Genomic DNA, 18864 nt, shown 5'->3' on the forward strand with positions numbered 1-18864 from the left:
AATAATGTCAAAAACCGTTAGCGGATTTTCTAAGTTGAATAAGCTTGAAAAAATAGAGTGGTTAGTTTCTAATTTTTTTAATAATGATGAAAAGGTAACCCATTGTTTAGAACAATATTGGAATTCAAATAAAGTGCTTCAAGATTTACATGATGATTTTATTGAAAACACCATTTCAAATTTTTATATGCCTTTTGCAATTGCTCCCAATTTTGTAATAAATGGGAAAGATTATACCATTCCAATGACTATTGAAGAAAGTTCAGTTGTTGCGGCCGCTTCTTTAGTAGCTAAATTTTGGAGTACTCGTGGCGGATTTAAAGCAGAAGTTGTTTCAACCATAAAAATTGGCCAAGTTCATTTTATGTTTGAAGGTAACACTGAAGAACTTCAAAAATATTTTATTTCAAAAAAAGAAGATTTATTTAAAGTTACCGAGGATATTACAAAGAATATGAAAAAACGTGGCGGTGGTATTTTAGATATTGAGCTACGTAATAAAACTTCAGCGTTAGAAAACTATTATCAACTGCACGTAACTTTTGAAACTGCTGATAGTATGGGAGCTAATTTTATAAACTCATGTTTGGAAGCAATTGCCAATGAATTTGAAAAAGAAGGCATTCAAGTTGTTATGAGTATTTTATCAAATTATGTGCCTGATTGTTTGGTGCGAGCTGAAGTTAGTTGTAAAGTAGAAGAATTATATGCTGAAAATTCACTGTTGTTTGCGCAAAAGTTTGTGCAAGCCGTGCAAATAGCAAATGCTGAACCGCATAGAGCCGTTACACATAATAAAGGAATTATGAATGGAATTGATGCTGTTGTTTTAGCAACCGGAAATGATTTTAGAGCTATTGAAGCTGGTGCTCATGCATATGCCGCTAAAGACGGGCAATATAAAAGTTTAACCAATGCTAGTATTGAAAATGGTGTGTTTAAATTTTGGATTGAAATTCCGTTGGCTCTAGGTACTGTTGGCGGCTTAACCAAATTGCATCCACTTTCAAAATTATCTTTACAGTTGTTAGAAAATCCTTCAGCAAAAGAATTAATGGAAATTATTGCTGTTGCAGGTTTGGCGCAAAACTTTGCTGCTTTAAGAGCTTTAACAACTACAGGAATTCAAAAAGGACATATGAAAATGCACTTAACAAACATTATAAAACAATTGGGTGCAACTGAGCTTGAAAAGCAGTTTTTAATCAATTATTTTGAAAATAAAACGGTAACACATAATGCGGTGGTTGAAGCTTATAATAAGTTAGTAGAAGATAAATAAATATGAACAACATTCAAGTAATTGCCTTTGATGCAGACGATACACTTTGGGTAAATGAACCGTACTTTAGAGCAACTGAAGAAGCATTTGCCAAGTTATTAAAATCGTATTTGCCAGAAGAGGATGTAAATACAATATTGTTTTCTATTGAAATGAGAAATTTAGAATTGTATGGCTACGGAATCAAAGGTTTTGTACTGTCTATGGTTGAAACAATTTTAAAAATAACTAAAGGTAAAGGTGATTTAGAATTGGTTTCTAAAGTAATTTCATTTGGAAAAGAAATGTTGAATAAGCCAGTTGAATTGTTAGCTGGAGTTGGTGAAGTATTAAAAAGTTTAAATGGTGATTATAAGGTGGTACTTGCAACAAAAGGCGATTTGTTAGATCAAGAAAGAAAACTAATAAAATCGGGTTTAGAGCAACATTTTCATCATATTGAAGTTATGAGCGATAAAAAACCAAAAGATTATAAAAAGCTGTTAAATCATTTAGATTGTGCTCCTGAGAATTTTTTAATGGTTGGCAATTCAGTAAAATCAGATGTATTGCCTGTGCTTGAAATTGGAGCATTTGCAGTGCACGTTCCTTTTCATACAACTTGGGCGCATGAAGAAGTGAGTAAAGATGAAAATCATACATTTCCTGTAGTTGAAAATATATCTGAAGTAGCAAACTTATTGAAAGGAAAATAATGAAATTATAATTTAGTCTCGGTGGCTGAGCGGAGTCGAAGCCATTTATTAGTTGTGAAAAAAGGATTTGTATACATATTAGAATGTTCGGATGGTACTTTTTATACAGGAAGTACTATAGATTTAAAGATTCGTTTAACTCAACATCAAAATGGAATTGGGGCAAATTATACAGCAAGAAGATTACCTGTTAAGTTAATTTATTTTGAGGAGTTCACCAGTATTTCTCAAGCTTTTCACAAAGAAAAACAAATTCAAGGTTGGAACAGAAAAAAGAAATTAGCATTGATTAATAATAACTTAGAAGATTTGTCGAGATTTGCGAAATGCAATAATGAAACTCATTATTGCAAAAAGGCTTCGACTCCGCTCAGCCACCATAAAGAAAAAGATTAATGAAAGAATTTTATAGCAACGGAAAGTTATTATTAATAGGCGAATATTTTGTATTAGATGGTGCAAAGTCATTAGCAGTACCTACAACTTGCGGGCAAAATTTAACTATTCAAAAAATTAAAGAGCCTCAGTTAATATGGAAAAGTTTTACCAATGAAGGAACTTGTTGGTTAGAAGCTATTTTTGATTTACCAAAACTACGTTTGTTTAGTGCCGATTTTGAGGCTGATGAAGATGGGGGAAATGATACCTTAGCTGAAAATTTGTTGCATATTTTAAAGGAAGTAAGGAATTTAAACGCTGATTTCTTAAATGCTAATCAAGGATATTTGGTTGAAACTCATTTAACTTTTCCTAAAAATTGGGGATTGGGAACTTCTTCAACTTTAATAAATAATTTAGCTAATTGGGCACAAGTTAATCCGTATGTTTTATTAGAAAAAACATTTGGAGGTAGCGGTTATGATTTAGCGTGCGCTGCGCATACTTCACCAATTTTATATACAAGAAATGGAACGAATCCTATAATTGAAAAAGTGGCATTCAATCCTTCGTTTAAAGAACAATTGTATTTTGTGTATTTAAATAAAAAGCAAAATAGTCGAGAAGGTATTCAACGTTTTAAAGATTTAAAAGGAAATTTAACTTCAGAAAAAGAACAGATTTCTACATTAACAAATGACATTTTAAACTGTGACAATTTTTCGGATTTTGAAAAACTACTAAAAGAACATGAAACGGTAGTTTCAAAAACAATTCAGCTAAAAACAGTTCAAGAAAAATATTTTACTGATTATTTTGGACAAACAAAAAGTTTAGGCGCTTGGGGCGGCGATTTTATTTTAGCTACAGGAAATGAGGATACACCAACTTATTTTAAACAAAAAGGGTTTTATACGGTAATTCCCTATCAAGATTTAATTTTATAATTAGGGGCTGAGCGGAGTCGAGGCCAAAATGATGCAGAAGTGATTTCGACTCAACTCAATAACCGAGATTTTCAATTGTTAACTTAAAGAGAAAAATGAAGAAAAAACTAATTATAGTAGGAGGTGGAGCAGCAGGTTTTTTTACAGCTATAAATGCCGCAGAATTAAATCCTGATTTGGAAGTTGTTATTTTAGAAGGTAGTAATAAAGTATTACAAAAAGTAAAAGTAAGCGGTGGTGGTAGATGTAATGTTACACACGCTTGTTTTATTCCTAAAGATTTAACGGAGTTTTATCCAAGAGGAAAAAAAGAGTTGTTAGGTCCGTTTCATAAATTTATGACTGGTGATACAATGGAATGGTTTGAAAATAGAGGTGTTCCATTAAAAATTGAAGATGATAATCGTATTTTTCCTGAAAGTAATTCATCTCAAACTATTATAGATTGTTTCTTGTCAAAAGTTAAAGAATTAGGAATTCAAGTTGTGTTGAGCTCAAGAGTTGATGCTATTGAAAAAGAAGGAGATAGTTATACAGTTTTAACATCTGAAAAAAAGTACAAGGCAGCAAATGTTTTAATAGCAACCGGAAGTAATAATAAAGTTTTTGAGATAGTTAAAAATTTAGGGCATTCAATTGTAAAGCCTGTTCCTTCGTTGTTTACTTTTAATATTTTAGATGATAGATTAAAAGATATTCCTGGGATTTCGGTTCCAAAGGCTTCAGTAAAAATTTTAAATTCAAAATTAGCAGAGCAAGGGCCGTTATTAGTAACACATTGGGGCTTAAGCGGGCCTGGAATTTTAAAACTTTCAGCTTGGGGAGCATTGGAATTGGCGGATAAAAATTATCAATTTCAAATTGAAGTAAATTGGCTGTCTAAACGTACAGAAGAAGTTTTAGTTTTTTTAAAATCACAAAAAAAGAAGAATGCTAAAAAGCAAGTAATTTTGCGTTCGGTGTTTGAAGATGTTTCAAAACGGTTATGGTTTAAATTGGTGAAAGCTGCACAAATTTCTGAAACTGCACAATGGGCGCAGTTAAGTAACCACCAACTAGAAAATTTAGCAAATCAATTAACTAAATGTTCTTTTAAAGTGAATGGAAAAAGTACTTTTAAAGATGAATTTGTAACCGCTGGAGGTGTTGATTTAAAAGAAATAAACTTCAAAAGATTTGAAAGTAAATTGCATAAAAACTTATTTTTTGCTGGTGAAGTTTTAAATATTGATGCTATAACTGGTGGTTTCAATTTTCAAAATGCCTGGACTAGCGGTTGGATTGTGGCAAATTCTGTTGGTAGCTAATTTATGATGTCATTCTGAAGGAAGTGAAACGAAAATGAAGAGTCTTTGTCACAACTGGAATGTGAGATTCTTTACTATTGTTAAGAATGACAAGCTATGCCAACTGCCCGCGATGAGGTTTTATAGCATCTCTGTAGGTTTTCATATCAACTTCATCAACTGTTATGTAAGCAATGGTATGTATTTCTGAAAGTGTTTTAAAATCAACTTCGTAATAATGAAGTTGTTCAATTTCAGCAAATTCTTTTAAATGAATGCAATGGTGCTCAGCTGTTTTTAATGAAGCTGGACCTTTGAAATCCCAAATAAGTTTTAGTTTTCTATTCAAAAGTTAAAAATTAGCGATTACTAATGTATAGCAATAAATCACCATCGTCAAATGATATTTGTACGTTATTTTCGTTCGCTTTATTTCTTGTTCCAATACGTACTCCAAAAGTAAGAGTTTCATTGTTTATTGGGTAAAGTAGGCCTTTTGTACTTACACCATTAGCAATTGGTAACGGAATTAAAGAAATATTTCTATCTTTTAAATTAGTACCGTTGTAAAATTCATCAATAAAAAAGTATTTACCAAAATCATCAAAGAATGTAATGTTTAACCCTATTTTCCATTGTTTTGCGGTGCTTATATTTCCCAAAAAATGATCGTGTTCTTTACCGCTTCCACCGTACACATCAATATGATAATAACCACGGTGTTTTAAAATTTGTAATGCTTTTTCAAAATCAGTAAAATCTTGATTTGGGGTTTTAATAACTTCTACAGAGGTTGGGATTTTTAGAATGGAGTCAAAATCGCCTGTCACTAAATCTGGAGTTATATTCTTCTCTTCAAAAAAATTGTAGGCACCATCTATGGCACATACAATATCGTATTCAGACAACTCGGGTAAAGTTTTAGGTTCTGAACCGTTTAGTAAAATAAAAGCTTTTTTCAATTTCATAGATTGCAAAAGTAATAAAAAAGCAACTATTTAATAATATAGAATAATTGATATTTTTTGTTTTTCTTAATTATATTAACTAAAAAAGCCTTTTAACGTATCAAATTATTTGAATACAATTAAAAGGCAAGTAAAGAGAAATTCTAAAAAAGTATTATTTGTTTAAAATATTTAAAATGATAATTCCTACGCGAGCAATTAAAAATACAACCGTTCCAAATAAAGGGGAAAGAATTCCAACTTTAAGTCCGCCAGCTAACATTGCAGGAGAAATATCTCCGGCAGCAGAAATGGCATCAAAAGCAGTAATTAAACCAATCATTTGACCTAAAAATCCCCAAACTATTGCAAAAAGACTTATAGAACTTACTATAGTAATAGTTTTTTTGCGTGTTGCGGGTTTTACAAAACTTCTAATTAAAAGTGCAATAATTACAATTAAAAGAAATAGAGTTGTGTACATAAATAAAGGTCCGCCTTCATTTAATCTGTCAATAAAAGGATTTCCTGCCAACGGCATAATAGTTTGTGAAACGAATAACATAATAAGGTTTTTAAGATTAATAGTTCAAATGTATTGGTTTATACAGTAAACTATAAAAAATTGGGACTATTAACAAGAAAGTTGCTATATTCAACAGGATCAAAGAGTACTTTGTATAAAGAAGTTGAAAACCTGTAATAAAGAGCAATTTATGTCAATTCTATCGCTAAATTAACAATACATTTAATTTTATTTGCAATTTGCACGTTATGAATACGAAAGGTAGTATAATAAAATATGGCACCATAATTTTTAGTCACTCAATATTTTGGGTGGTTATCTATTTTTTTTATGCGTATTTTCTTGGCTATGGAAGTTCAAATACAGCGTATGTAAATTTGTTTTCGGGGTTTTTAATGCCGGTAACCATTTTAATTAGTTACTTTTTAATTTATTATTTAATCCCAAGATATTTACTTGCAAAAAAATACAAATACTTTATTTTATATAGTATTTACACATTTATAATTTCTGTTTATATTATTATTTTATCCATTTTATACGGGTTAGTTTATTCTGAAGGTTATAAAGATGTAGATACAGTTCCGTTAACTAAAACCTTACCATTTATAATTTTGGGTGTTTATTTTGTGGTGTTAATTGTAGTTTCGTTGAGTTTAATTATGCACAATTATAATTCTATTGTAAAGAACGAAAGTTTAAATGGTAAAATTTTAAATGCACAATTAGAATTGAAGGAGCAAGAGTTAAGGTTTTTGAAAATGCAAATTCATCCACATTTTTTGTTTAATTCATTAAATACCATTTACGGTTTTGCGTTGAAAAAAGCAGATGAAGCTCCTGAAATGATTTTAAAACTGTCTAACTTATTAGATTATATTTTATATCAAATTGAAAAGCCAAGTGTGTTGCTTCAAGATGAAGTAAATCATTTGTTAGATTATGTTTCACTTGAGAAAATGCGATTTCATGATACGCTTGAAGTGACAATTGAAAAGAAAATTGAAAATAAAAATGCGCAAATAGCGCCTATGTTATTAATTCCTTTTGTTGAAAACGCATTTAAACATGGAGCAATTGAGAAAGGGAAATTAATAGTGCATATGATACTTGAAACTAAGAATGATGAGTTATTTTTTGAAATTGGGAATACTTCTAAATTTGAAGCTAATACTGAAAAAGGAATTGGACTTGAAAATATTGAAAAACGCTTAAAAATGTTGTATCCAAATGTTCATGAAATTGAAATAATACAACAAGAAAACAATTTTAGTGTACAGTTGAAAATTAAAAATTTAAAAGTATTGAACAATGAACAAAACCTGTAATTGTATTATTGTTGATGACGAACCTATAGCTCGTGAAATTTTAGAAAATCACTTACAAAAAGTAGATGCCGTACGTGTTGTTGCTACTTGTAAAAATGCCATTGAAGCATTTAATGAAATTAGCTCTAATCAAATAGATTTAATTTTTTTAGATATTAATATGCCTGAAATATCGGGGCTTTCATTTGCAAAATCAATCAATAAAAATATAAAAGTAATTTTTACCACAGCGTATAGAGAATATGCAATTGATGGGTTTAATTTACAAGCAGTTGATTATTTGCTAAAACCAATTTCTTTTGAGCGTTTATTGCAAGCAGTAAATAAATATTTAGGGGAAAGTAGTAAAATTGAAGAAATTAATTCTCTTGAGATTTCACCAGAAAGAAACGATTTTATTTTTGTTCGCGCCGATAGAAAAATGGTGAAAATTAATTTTTCAGAAATCACTTTTGTTGAAAGCTTAAGTGATTATGTAAAAATTCATGTAAATAATAAATGTATTGTAACACGCGAAACAATTTCTAATATTGAAGCCAAATTACCAAAGAATAATTTTATTAGAATTCATAGATCTTATATTGTTGCTGTTAGTAAAATTGATTCTTTTACCAATGAATTTATTGAGGTTGGAGTAAAAGCACTTCCAATAAGTAGAAGTTATAAAAAAGATGTGTTGCTAAGGTTAGAAAATGTTTAGTTAAAACTAGTATCTTTGCTCAAAATTTTTTGTTTTGACTGAAACCGATTTCATTTTATCCAATTATACTACAAAAAACACTTCTGAAGGAAGTATTACTTGGAAAACACCTAGCAATATTGCTTTGGTAAAATACTGGGGAAAACAAGAACCTCAAATTCCTGAAAATACGTCCATAAGTTTTACGTTAGATGCTTGTTTTACGTTGACTACTTTAAAGTATAAAAAACGCAATTCTGCACAAGATGATTTTAATTTTGAAGTTTACTTTGAAGGTGAAAAAAAAGATGATTTTAAACCTAAAATCGCCACTTTTTTCAAAAGGATAGAACAATATGTACCGTTTTTAAAAGATTTTGATTTTGTAGTAGAATCTAGAAATTCATTTCCGCATAGTAGCGGAATTGCATCTTCTGCAAGTGGTATGAGTGCGTTGGCATTGTGTATTATGAGTATCGAAAAAGAATTGAATTCAGAAATGACTGATGTGTATTTCAACAAAAAGGCATCTTTTTTAGCGCGTTTGGGTTCAGGAAGTGCTTGTAGAAGTATTGAAGGCGAATTAATTGTTTGGGGAAATCATACAGACATTGAAGGCAGTTCAAATTTGTTTGGGGTGAAATATCCAAATAAAGTACATTCAAATTTTAAAAATTACCACGATACTATTTTATTGGTTGATGAAGGTGAAAAGCAAGTTTCAAGTACTGTTGGTCATAAATTAATGTACAATCATCCGTTTGCGCAACAGCGTTTTAAACAGGCAAATGATAATATTTCAAAAATTTCAGAAGTACTTCAAAACGGAGATTTAAAACAATTTATTGCTATTGTTGAAAGTGAGGCGTTAAGTTTACATGCAATGATGATGACAAGTAGTCCGTATTTTATTTTAATGAAACCAAATACATTAAAAATTATTCATAAAATTTGGGAGTTTAGAGCAGCAACAAATTCTAATATTTGTTTTACGTTAGATGCCGGAGCAAATGTGCATGTGTTGTTTCCTGAAAATGAAAAGGAGCTAGTTAACAATTTTATTGTTAATGAGTTAATTCAATATTGTCAAGAAAATCACTATATTTGCGACAGAGTTGGAATTGGGGCAAAACAATTATCCAATAATTAAAGTTTATGAAAGGACCACTTTTTTACGCAAAAATTTTACTTTTTGGCGAATATGGAATTATAAAAGATTCCAAAGGTTTGGCCATACCTTATAATAGTTATCAAGGTGCATTAAAAAAAACACCACAAATTTCTGAAACGGCTAAAGATTCAAACCTAAAATTAGAAAAGTATTTTACGTACTTGTCAAATTTAAAAACCGAATTGGTTGAATTTAATTTGCAAGAATTTAGAAAAGACTTGGACGAAGGTATGTATTTTGATTCTAGTATTCCGCAAGGTTATGGCGTTGGTAGTTCAGGTGCTTTAGTTGCATCTATTTACGATAAATATGCGAGTAATAAAATTACAGTTCTTGAAAATTTAACAAGAGTAAAATTGTTAAAGCTGAAAGATATATTTTCTTTAATGGAGTCTTTTTTTCACGGAAAAAGTTCAGGATTAGATCCATTAAATTCTTATTTAAGTTTGCCAATACTTATAAATTCAAAAGATAATTTAGAGCCAACGGGAATTCCTTCTCAAAAAGAAGGGAAAGGTGCGGTGTTTTTATTAGATTCTGAAATAATTGGAGAAACAGAACCTATGGTTAACATTTTTATGACTAAAATGAAGAACGAAGGGTTTAGAAAAATGTTACATGAAGATTTTGCAAAACATACTGATGCGTGTATTGAAGATTTTTTACACGGAAATGTGAAATCATTATTTGGAAACGTAAAACATTTGTCTAAAGTTGTGCTAGAGCATTTTAAACCTATGATTCCGTCTACTTTTCATAAAGTATGGCAAAAAGGAATTGATTCAAATGATTATTATTTGAAACTTTGTGGCTCTGGTGGTGGAGGTTACATTTTAGGGTTCACTAAAGATTTTAATAAAACAAAAGCAATTTTAAAAGACTATAAACTTGAATTGGTTTATAGATTTTAAATAGTTAAAAAAATAAAGTTCAAAACCTTGAACTTTTATTCTTCTTGAAATGGATTTATTAGAAATTTCCAAAAAAAACACAAAGAAAAACAAACCTCTTTATATTAAAATATTGAGTTTGTTTTCTGTGGTGCGCGGTTACAATATTTTGTTGATAATAATTGCGCAATATTTAGCGGCAGTTTTTATTTTTTCTCCAGAGCTTCCTTTAAAAAAGGTGTTGTTTGATCCTAATTTGTATTTTATTGTATTAGCTACTATTTGTGTAGTAGCATCAGGATACATAATTAACAATTTTTATGATGCTGAAAAGGATAGTATAAATAAACCAATTAAGTCTAAAATTGATAGCATTGTAGATCAAAAAACTAAGTTGAAAATTTATTTTTTCTTGAATTTTATTGGTGTTTTGGTTGCATTTTTAGTTTCATGGAGAGCGGCATTGTTTTTTTCAATTTATATTTTTTTAATATGGTTGTATTCTCATAAACTAAAAAGATATCCGTTGTCTGGGTTGTTTTCTGCAGCGGTTTTAGCAATTTTACCATTTTTCGCCATTTTTGTGTACTATAAAAATTTCTCTGAAATTATTTTTACACACGCCGCATTTTTGTTTTTTATGTTGTTGATAAGAGAACTTATAAAAGATTTACTGAATTTAAAAGGTGATTTTGCACAAAACTATCAAACAATTGCAGTTAAGTATGGTGAGCATTTCACAAAAATACTTATTACTTTTATAGTTGTTTTAACGTTAAATCCTATTTACTTTTTATTACAGTACCCTGAAATTGGAGGAATGAAATATTATTTTTATGTAGTATTTTTAGGATTGCTTATTTTTTTAGGATTGCTTTGGTTTAATAACACTAAAAGAAACTACGGTATACTTCATTTAATACTAAAAATGCTAATTGTTGCAGGTGTATTTAGCTTAGCGTTAATAGATTATTCGGTTATAATAGATAGAATTTTGTTAAAATAACCGCTTAACTATCAATTGTTAAAAGAAATAGAAGTACTTTTGCAAAAAATTAAAAATAATGAATTCAAATAAAAACTCGTCGAGAGGACGACAATCAGAAAAAAAGAAACCTCAAAAACCGTTTAAACGTAAATTTGACGATCGAAAAAAATTTTCAAATGATACACGCGTAAAACCTGCGGCAAAACCTCAAAAAGCTTCAAATCCTGAAGTAGACGGAATACGTTTAAATAAATACATTTCAAATTCAGGAATATGTTCACGTCGTGAAGCCGACGTTTATATTGCTGCTGGAAGTGCTGCTGTTAATGGTAAAACTATTACCGAAATGGGTTATAAAGTAAAAGTAACCGATGAAGTAAGGTTTGACGGTTCTTTAATTAGTCCAGAAAAAAAGCGTTATATATTGTTAAATAAACCTAAGAATTTTATTACAACAATGGATGATGATCGCGGTAGAAAAACAGTTATGGAGTTGGTTGCCAGCGCATCTAAAGAGCGTATTTACCCTGTAGGGAGATTAGATAGAAACACAACTGGTTTGTTGTTATTTACGAATGATGGGGAAATGGCAAAAAAATTAACGCACCCAAAACATAATGTACAAAAATTATATCATGCAAGTTTAGATAAGAAATTGTCTATGAGTGATTTAAATAAAATTGCAGAAGGATTTATGTTAGATGATAAACGTGTATTGGTTGATGAAATTTCATACATAGTTAATCAATCTAAAACGGAAATTGGTGTGAAAATTCATTCAGGAAGAAATAGAATTGTACGTCGAATTTTTGAACATTTCAACTACAGTGTTGTAAAATTAGATCGTGTTGTTTTTGCAGGGTTAACTAAAAAAGATTTACCAAGAGGGCATTGGAGACATTTGTCTGAAATGGAAGTAAATAATTTAAAAATGCTTTAGTCATTTTTTAAAAATACAATGTTAAAAGCCAAGATGTATCTTGGCTTTTTTGTTTTAAAAAACTGACAGTTAGAATATTAAAAAAATGTAGTTTAAAATCATATTTTTATTTTTTGATTTAAATATTTTTATATATTTGAAATTATCAATCCTGTTTATGGGGTGCTAGATTAGTAATAGAAGTGTAATTTATAACTGTTTTATTTTGAAGAGAGTAATAGTTGATTATAAAAAACTAACACCAGAAATTCTGAAGTTGTTAGTAGAAAAATTTCCTGATGGATATGGAATTCGTGATATTATTCATTTTACCAACCCCAAAGGGCAATATGTAGATGCCGTTGAGGTTAAAACGGAAGATACGGTGTATTTGGTAAAAATTAGTGATGAACTAGTTGATAGTATGGAAAGTCATGATGTTGAAATTTCTGAAGATGTAGTTGATGAAATTGACTTAGGAGATGTAGATTTAGATGACGACAAATAATAACATATTTTTTAGTTAAAATAGAAAGCCGTAAATTTTTTTACGGCTTTTTTATTTTATAGTTTTATTTGAATTCAATATGAGTTCCTTAACTTTTAATATGTTGATCTAAGTGTTAGATTTTAAAATGAGATCTTTTATAAATGTTATTAAATATATGGTTAAAGGGGTTTCATAATATTCAAGAGGAATTTAAATAATGTGTTTTGTATATAAACCATAATTTTAAGTTAAAGCTTAAAAGTGGAGAAAAGTTTGTGTTTTTGAATTTAAGTATTGTGTTCTAAAAACAAAAAACCCTGTAAACTCAATGTTTACAGGGTGTTATTTGTGGTACCTCCAGAACTACAAATTTACATTTCATTTTCAGCCAAATTTTAACAAACTCTTTAATAATAACAGATATAGTAAGGCTTTGAAAAAAAGCACATTTCATTTAATTTCATAAATAACCTTTTGTTATCACAAAAATACGCTGTAAATTACGCTGTATTATGAATACACCGACAATTAGATATTATTTACAGAACCAAAATAAGCAAACTGTTGACCAAAGAATAAGAAGAGAGCCGATTATGGTTGAGATTAACTACGGTTACGTTGGTTTAGATGGTATCGGTAACAAAAGAGCTAAACCTTTTAGGATTGCATTAAATGCTTCGATTGAGCCAGTTAAGTTTGGAAAAGCAACAGAGAATTTCAAGTTCGATAAGGAGGTATTTAAGAAAGCAACAAGAAATAATGCTTCGATACGAACAAAAATGGGAAGGTTGCAAGAAAATATTGATTTGTTAGTAGATAGGTATGTGTTATCTGGAATAATACCTACACCGAGTGAATTTAAGCATGATTTACTAATTGAATTGGGACGTGTTAAAAGAAAAGTTTTGGGTGAGCATAAAATATTAGATTATTTGTATTCTAAAATAAAAAAGAGCGAAGAGGAAAGTAATATGGGAAAAAGGAGCAGTATAGCTCCAAATACTATTAAAACATATAGGACGGTTAGTCATTTAATTGAAAATTACCAAATTGCAACAAGTAGTGTAATAACATTTGAAAATTTTGGAGTTAAACAATATTGGGAGTTTTGGGATGTGATGGATGATATTTTGAAGGATAAAATTCAAATTAATAATCCAAAACAACCTAGAAAACAAAGAAAACAAGATTACGGGTACTTAAAAACAACTTTAAGGAAGTACCAAACTACATTTGTTAAAACGTTAAAGGATGCTAAAGAAGATAGTGAGCTAAACGCAGATTTTTTGCTAAATGTATATGATAAAAACATTATTTTGGAGAAGGAGGAGGCGTCTAAAGATGTTTATGTAACCGAAGATGAGATAAAGGTGATAATTAAATATGATGCTGGCGATGATGAGGATTTGCAGATGGCAAAAGAGTATATGATAATTGGAAGCTTAACAGGTATGAGGTTTGAAAGTATGAAGGATTCCAAAGAAGCTAAAGTTCAAGTGTATAATGAGGGTGGATATAATTTCAAATATATTCATAGTAAGCAGAACAAAACAAAAACAGAGATATATATTCCCTTGTTAGAACCAGTATTAAATATTTTGGAAAAGTACAATAATACATTGCCAGCGTATGGGGCAAATCCAACTATTAATAAACATATAAAGATATTGTTTAAAAAGCTAAAGTTTGATAGGTCTGAGGATGAGGTTTTAAGAACATATAGAAGCGGTGAGATTAGGATGAAGAAGCCGTTACACGAATTAATTACCACACACGACTGTAAAAAGACATTTTATACTAATTTATATAATAAACAGGTAAATCCAACTGCAATCGATAATATGACCCATCCAGAAGCAACACAAAAAAACAGGATGGCTAAAATCTATAATAAAGCGAACATGTTAGACAAAGCCAAAATGTTTGTAGATGAAATAAATAAAATTGAATCAAGTATATATAAATTCTAAAACTATCTTTTGGAATTAAATTCTATTTAACTTACCTTTTTTATCTCTTGCAGGTACTTGTGAGTAAATAGTCCTACAACCTTTTGATGATGTGCATTTTTCAGCTCTGTAACGTTTGTTAATTAGCATATCATTACCATCAAACTTTTTACCATTCATCGATTCACAATAATCACAATCACAGGCATTTGATATAATACTAATTTCCATTTTGAACCCATCAACTGGCATATAGCTTTTAACGCTACAATCTAAACTCAATTGCATTAAATCATTAGCAAGTTCATTATCATATTTCCTTCTAAATTGCACCATTTGGAAATAGATTTTTGAAAGAATATCATTCAATAAATATATATTAGATGTGGTTTCAGTTGTTTTAATTATTTGGTACTGGTAGAATGACCAAATAAAGTCAAACTTGCTGCCATCTTGGTTATTGACGTAGTATTTAACAAAGTATTTTTTAATTGTTGATTCTCCAAATAATCTATCATATTTGAAGTGTTTATTTAGAACCCAGTCTAGTGTTGATTTATCCATTAATTGGTTTGTGTTGGCGCTATATTCCAAAAGAAAAATATCAAGCTGAATATGGCTATTAATATGAAAGCTATTGATATAATATTACTCCAATGTATAATTTTATTATGTCTATTTACCTTATTGCTATTTGATTTTTCCTCATCAGTTTGTATTAAAAAAGAGGGGTTTTCTGTTCTTAAATAATTCTTGTAATCATCTAAATTTTTTTTACCAATTTGAATAGCAATATTACCAGCGTTTACAGTTGATATTTGAGTTAATAAATTTATTATTATAACAAATAAGAATAATACACCTGAAGCTTTTAAACAAGTTAAATTCACCGATATTTCATCTTCACTTAGTACGTATTTTATACTTTCCAATACGGTATAAATTCCACCACCACTAATAACGACAATCAAACTGTCAAAAGTTCTATTACTATGTCTTACTTCTTCTATAGTATTATGAATATTTAATTCATTTGATTCAATTCCAATTTTTACTTTGTGTACTATATTTTCTTCAATTTTTTGTTTTTCAGTCATAACAATTTACTTTTACAATACTAATGTACAATAAATAAGTTTAGTTGAATTAGTAGGGTAAACTTCAATACGAACCCTTTTATAAGAACTGAATTTGAAACATTAATAGGATTAGCCGTTATAATAATAGCAAAGCCTGAAAGTAATTATTTAGTAACAAGATTAGCTGTCAATTAAATGGGGCATTTGACAACGTCAAATGATCCATTTAATAAATTACATACAATTTATTTGAAATAGTTAAATAAAACTACCCAAATTACTATTGAGCAAAATGAAGCTGTTGCCCTTGATTTTATAGCAAAAAACGCTGTTTTATAGTTGCATATAATTTTCAAACGACACGTTTCTATTCTAGCGATTCAATGAAAATTTAAAGCTATGGGTGGCGGTACTCCCTACCTATAGCCTACATTACTAGTATGCAACCCAACTTGGTATACTCCCATTCTTAGCAAACCAAATAACGTGTTTCAGCGGAGCATTCGGTATGGAAAATGAAATTACCAATACAAATTCATATTTATTTATAACTGTGACACAATTGTCATAGTTGATATTTGGTACTTTATAAAAAAATATCTACAAAATAGCGACAAAATCGGCACTTTCAGTTTTTTTTAGATACTTATATAATACAAGTATAGGTTAAAACGCCTTTACTAGTATACGTAATAAGGGTTTATAATAATAAAAACAAACAAAATGAAATATGAAAAAATTGATGATTTTGCTCAAAGAGTTAATGTTAATAGAAGAACAATCTTTAGATTTTACGCTAACAATCCTAAGCTCAAAGAGGAAACGAAAATGAAAAATCGCTGTAGAGTAGTACCAATATCCCACAAAAGATTCTGGAACATAGATGAGTTATTTGAAAGTAACAAAGCGTACAATGAGGCTAACAGAATGATGTCAAACCTATTATTGGCATTGCAAACTGGAAATCCGCTTGTTAAAAAATTATGGTTTTTAAAGTGGACACATATAATTACCATTAGCCCAAAAGGGGCTTCATTGGAATATTGCACCAGTAGGATTTCACAATTTTATGACGAAATAAATAGCAAATATGGTGCTAAGACAAATTTGAGAATTCTATATAATTCAGAAAAGTATGCTGGTGGTAGCGGTTATCACACACATGCTGTTTTAAACATTGAAAATAAAAAGTTACAACCGATAATCATAAAGCATTTAGAACGCTATTTTAAAGATGACCGAATTGAAGTTGATACATACGATTTCAAAAAAGGATTTCTATTTTACTCAATTAAGGATAAAAAGGATTTTTATACAGAAAGTTGGGGGTTTAATGGCAACAATTTAAAAAAGGAAAAACTTGATTATGAGATATAGAGTTACACAAAGACAGTTTAACATTCTAATTGACAATTTCAATATGATAACTCCAAAAGGTCTTGAATTAAAAATGACAGGAAGAACCGCTAGAGAAGTTATAGACGAACATTCAAACGAAGGTAAAAGTTATATAGTTAATTTTAGCTTGAATGGTTACAGAAGCAAAATAAAGGTGTTTAGTACCAATAATTCCAGAGCTAGGAAACTGGCAAGTGAACTTATGCCACAGGCTAAAATTTTCAACGCTTATGAAGTTAGGTAATGCTATCATAAGTTTATAGTTTTATAAGAACAAATTTATAATTACCGTATCAAAACCAAAACTGTATCATTTTAAATCTACAATAGATGAAATTTGATACAGTTTTTTGTATCACAATAATTCTTTGATTAAAAAAGATACACAGCCCCTGGTTTTATTGAGTTTTATTAGTTTTTACCCAGGCTTATTCTTATCTTTATGGTATGGAAAAAGCTATTATAATATCACGTTGCTCCACTAACGACAGCAAACAAGACGTAACCCGTCAAAGCGAAGAATTAATTTCAAACTATGGTAACACATACCAGATTATTAAAGAATTTAGTTATTATCAGTCGGGTACAAAAAATGACGAGGTAAACGCTGAAATATTAGAATTTGCGATTGGAAATGATGTGAAACATATAATAGCATTAGAAACTTCACGTATTAGCCGTAAGATTAGCTCATTTGCGTTATTCCTAGAAAAATGTAATGAGTATCGTATTAACGTGATTATCGATAATTTCAAGTTACATACGCTTTTAGAGGGGGGTGAAATTAACGGTATGGTACAGACCATGTTATCCATAGCATCGACATTTGCATCCGCAGAACTACGATTGATAAAATCTAGGTTAGATTCTGGAAGAGATAAATATATTAGAAGTGGTGGTAAGTTAGGGCGCAAAGTTGGCTCTACTAAAGATGTGAAAAAGTTGTTGGTTCAACATTCAGATATTGTAAAGTTTGTTAAGCAAAAGCAGTCAGTTCGTAATATAATGACCTTAACGGGCAAATCTAGTGGTACTGTGCAAAAGGTAAAGAAATTATTAAATAATGTAGCTTAACCGCTGGCTTAATGTCACTTCAAAATAATTTTTAAATGATATTCAAATAACAATTGCCAGGATCCCTGGCGATTGTTATTTGAATTCTAATTTTTAAAAGTGGGTCTAATCATTATTTTAAGACAATTATTGGTACTCTATAATTACCAACAAGTGAAGCTGTAGAATTGCTGGTGGTGTTTTTAAAGTTTCCGATATACTCACCTTCTATAGAGTATGTTATCTCTAGGTTGGTTTCATTAACTATAGTTATTTTATTAATTTTACTAACATTATTTTTTGATTCATCTAGAATTAAATCTTGATTATCTAAAACAAAATTAATGCTTAGTTCTAAATTGTTAAAACAATCATAAAGAGAATACTTATTGGCTGTAAGATTTGAAGCATCACTTTTGTTGCTTTCAAAATCGGACTGATTTTCATAATGAATAAAATGTGCATCAATAAAAAAGTTTGATTTTTCAAGCTGTCCTAGAGATGTGCCAATTAAATCATTAGTAGATGTGCAAGCATCTGCTCCTAATTCTACACCGCCAACATAGTAACTTTCATCAACATAGGTTACATCGAGATAGGTTGTTTCAAAATAATAACCATTATAATCAGATGAGCCACCATCATTATCTTTTGAGCATCCAAATAAAACTAAATTAATAACAAATAATAATACAATTTTTTTCATAACGTTTTTTTAAATTTAGCTCAAAGTTAAACTTTATTTTGTTTTTTTTAAAAATACTGGCTGTTTACCCTTGTATTTTTTTCATTTCGGGAGTATATTTGCAGTAACTTGATATTAAGTGAATAAAAGCGAGTAAGAATGTTATTCATTTAC

Annotated in this window: 22 protein-coding genes; 16 read left to right on the forward strand and 6 right to left on the reverse strand. The window is 29.5% G+C overall.

Annotated features, from left to right (window positions below):
* The first annotated feature begins 4 nt into the window (after positions 1-4).
* From ACFQ5N_RS06315 to ACFQ5N_RS06335, 5 genes are all read left to right on the forward strand, one after another.
* On the forward strand, positions 5-1282 hold the full coding sequence (locus tag ACFQ5N_RS06315; RefSeq protein ID WP_386808644.1) for a hydroxymethylglutaryl-CoA reductase, degradative: 1278 nt from the start codon (positions 5-7) through the stop codon (positions 1280-1282).
* 2 nt (positions 1283-1284) lie between these two features.
* Positions 1285-1977, forward strand: a complete 693-nt coding sequence (locus ACFQ5N_RS06320) for an HAD family hydrolase (protein ID WP_386808645.1) — start codon at positions 1285-1287, stop codon at positions 1975-1977.
* Between the two features lie 54 nt (positions 1978-2031).
* Complete coding sequence (locus tag ACFQ5N_RS06325) at positions 2032-2373, forward strand: GIY-YIG nuclease family protein (protein WP_386808646.1); 342 nt, start codon at positions 2032-2034, stop codon at positions 2371-2373.
* Positions 2373-3302: a GYDIA family GHMP kinase gene (locus ACFQ5N_RS06330; protein WP_386808647.1), complete on the forward strand. Its 930-nt coding sequence runs from the start codon at positions 2373-2375 to the stop codon at positions 3300-3302. Before ACFQ5N_RS06325 ends, ACFQ5N_RS06330 begins: the two co-directional genes overlap by 1 nt.
* Positions 3303-3397: 95 nt before the next feature.
* Entirely contained in the window at positions 3398-4609 is a 1212-nt protein-coding gene (locus tag ACFQ5N_RS06335; protein WP_386808648.1) for a BaiN/RdsA family NAD(P)/FAD-dependent oxidoreductase, read from the forward strand.
* 94 nt (positions 4610-4703) lie between these two features.
* Here the strand turns inward: ACFQ5N_RS06335 and ACFQ5N_RS06340 are convergent, their stop codons facing one another.
* The 3 genes from ACFQ5N_RS06340 to ACFQ5N_RS06350 form a co-directional block, all read right to left on the reverse strand.
* Positions 4704-4937: a hypothetical protein gene (locus ACFQ5N_RS06340; RefSeq protein WP_386808649.1), complete on the reverse strand. Its 234-nt coding sequence runs from the start codon at positions 4935-4937 to the stop codon at positions 4704-4706.
* A 10-nt stretch (positions 4938-4947) separates the two neighbouring features.
* Positions 4948-5556 carry a thiamine diphosphokinase gene (locus tag ACFQ5N_RS06345; protein WP_386808650.1) on the reverse strand — a complete coding sequence of 203 codons (609 nt, stop codon included), beginning with the start codon at positions 5554-5556 and terminating at the stop codon, positions 4948-4950.
* Between the two features lie 154 nt (positions 5557-5710).
* Positions 5711-6100, reverse strand: coding sequence for a MotA/TolQ/ExbB proton channel family protein (locus tag ACFQ5N_RS06350; RefSeq protein ID WP_386808651.1), 390 nt, complete (start codon positions 6098-6100; stop codon positions 5711-5713).
* A 209-nt stretch (positions 6101-6309) separates the two neighbouring features.
* On the opposite strand from ACFQ5N_RS06350, the gene ACFQ5N_RS06355 reads away from it, so the two are divergent.
* From ACFQ5N_RS06355 to ACFQ5N_RS06390, 8 genes are all read left to right on the forward strand, one after another.
* On the forward strand, positions 6310-7389 hold the full coding sequence (locus tag ACFQ5N_RS06355) for a sensor histidine kinase (protein WP_386808652.1): 1080 nt from the start codon (positions 6310-6312) through the stop codon (positions 7387-7389).
* Positions 7373-8089: a LytR/AlgR family response regulator transcription factor gene (locus tag ACFQ5N_RS06360; protein WP_386808653.1), complete on the forward strand. Its 717-nt coding sequence runs from the start codon at positions 7373-7375 to the stop codon at positions 8087-8089. Before ACFQ5N_RS06355 ends, ACFQ5N_RS06360 begins: the two co-directional genes overlap by 17 nt.
* A gap of 34 nt (positions 8090-8123) precedes the next feature.
* Positions 8124-9218 carry a diphosphomevalonate/mevalonate 3,5-bisphosphate decarboxylase family protein gene (locus ACFQ5N_RS06365; protein ID WP_386808654.1) on the forward strand — a complete coding sequence of 365 codons (1095 nt, stop codon included), beginning with the start codon at positions 8124-8126 and terminating at the stop codon, positions 9216-9218.
* Positions 9219-9223: 5 nt separating this feature from the next.
* Positions 9224-10150 carry a mevalonate kinase family protein gene (locus ACFQ5N_RS06370; protein ID WP_386808655.1) on the forward strand — a complete coding sequence of 309 codons (927 nt, stop codon included), beginning with the start codon at positions 9224-9226 and terminating at the stop codon, positions 10148-10150.
* Positions 10151-10199: 49 nt separating this feature from the next.
* Positions 10200-11135 carry a geranylgeranylglycerol-phosphate geranylgeranyltransferase gene (locus tag ACFQ5N_RS06375; protein WP_386808656.1) on the forward strand — a complete coding sequence of 312 codons (936 nt, stop codon included), beginning with the start codon at positions 10200-10202 and terminating at the stop codon, positions 11133-11135.
* Between the two features lie 58 nt (positions 11136-11193).
* Positions 11194-12057 (forward strand): pseudouridine synthase, encoded by an 864-nt coding sequence (locus ACFQ5N_RS06380; RefSeq protein WP_386808657.1) that lies wholly within the window; start codon positions 11194-11196, stop codon positions 12055-12057.
* A 205-nt stretch (positions 12058-12262) separates the two neighbouring features.
* Entirely contained in the window at positions 12263-12544 is a 282-nt protein-coding gene (locus ACFQ5N_RS06385; RefSeq protein ID WP_386808658.1) for a hypothetical protein, read from the forward strand.
* 494 nt (positions 12545-13038) lie between these two features.
* Positions 13039-14496: a hypothetical protein gene (locus tag ACFQ5N_RS06390; RefSeq protein WP_386808659.1), complete on the forward strand. Its 1458-nt coding sequence runs from the start codon at positions 13039-13041 to the stop codon at positions 14494-14496.
* Positions 14497-14511: 15 nt separating this feature from the next.
* Here the strand turns inward: ACFQ5N_RS06390 and ACFQ5N_RS06395 are convergent, their stop codons facing one another.
* Both ACFQ5N_RS06395 and ACFQ5N_RS06400 read right to left on the reverse strand, forming a co-directional pair.
* Positions 14512-15039, reverse strand: a complete 528-nt coding sequence (locus ACFQ5N_RS06395; RefSeq protein WP_386808660.1) for a hypothetical protein — start codon at positions 15037-15039, stop codon at positions 14512-14514.
* Complete coding sequence (locus tag ACFQ5N_RS06400; protein WP_386808661.1) at positions 15039-15572, reverse strand: hypothetical protein; 534 nt, start codon at positions 15570-15572, stop codon at positions 15039-15041. Before ACFQ5N_RS06400 ends, ACFQ5N_RS06395 begins: the two co-directional genes overlap by 1 nt.
* A gap of 705 nt (positions 15573-16277) precedes the next feature.
* Here ACFQ5N_RS06400 and ACFQ5N_RS06405 point away from each other — a divergent pair.
* From ACFQ5N_RS06405 to ACFQ5N_RS06415, 3 genes are all read left to right on the forward strand, one after another.
* On the forward strand, positions 16278-16931 hold the full coding sequence (locus ACFQ5N_RS06405) for a hypothetical protein (protein WP_386808662.1): 654 nt from the start codon (positions 16278-16280) through the stop codon (positions 16929-16931).
* A complete protein-coding gene (locus ACFQ5N_RS06410) occupies positions 16921-17196 on the forward strand; it encodes a hypothetical protein (protein ID WP_386808663.1) in 276 nt (91 codons plus the stop codon). Before ACFQ5N_RS06405 ends, ACFQ5N_RS06410 begins: the two co-directional genes overlap by 11 nt.
* 203 nt (positions 17197-17399) lie before the next feature.
* Positions 17400-18026: a recombinase family protein gene (locus tag ACFQ5N_RS06415; protein ID WP_386808664.1), complete on the forward strand. Its 627-nt coding sequence runs from the start codon at positions 17400-17402 to the stop codon at positions 18024-18026.
* 112 nt (positions 18027-18138) lie between these two features.
* Here the strand turns inward: ACFQ5N_RS06415 and ACFQ5N_RS06420 are convergent, their stop codons facing one another.
* Complete coding sequence (locus ACFQ5N_RS06420) at positions 18139-18711, reverse strand: hypothetical protein (protein ID WP_386808665.1); 573 nt, start codon at positions 18709-18711, stop codon at positions 18139-18141.
* Positions 18712-18864 lie beyond the last annotated feature (153 nt).

It is taken from the genome of Lutibacter holmesii, assembly GCF_042679665.1.
In the GTDB taxonomy this organism is placed as follows: Bacteria; Bacteroidota; Bacteroidia; order Flavobacteriales; family Flavobacteriaceae; genus Lutibacter; species Lutibacter holmesii.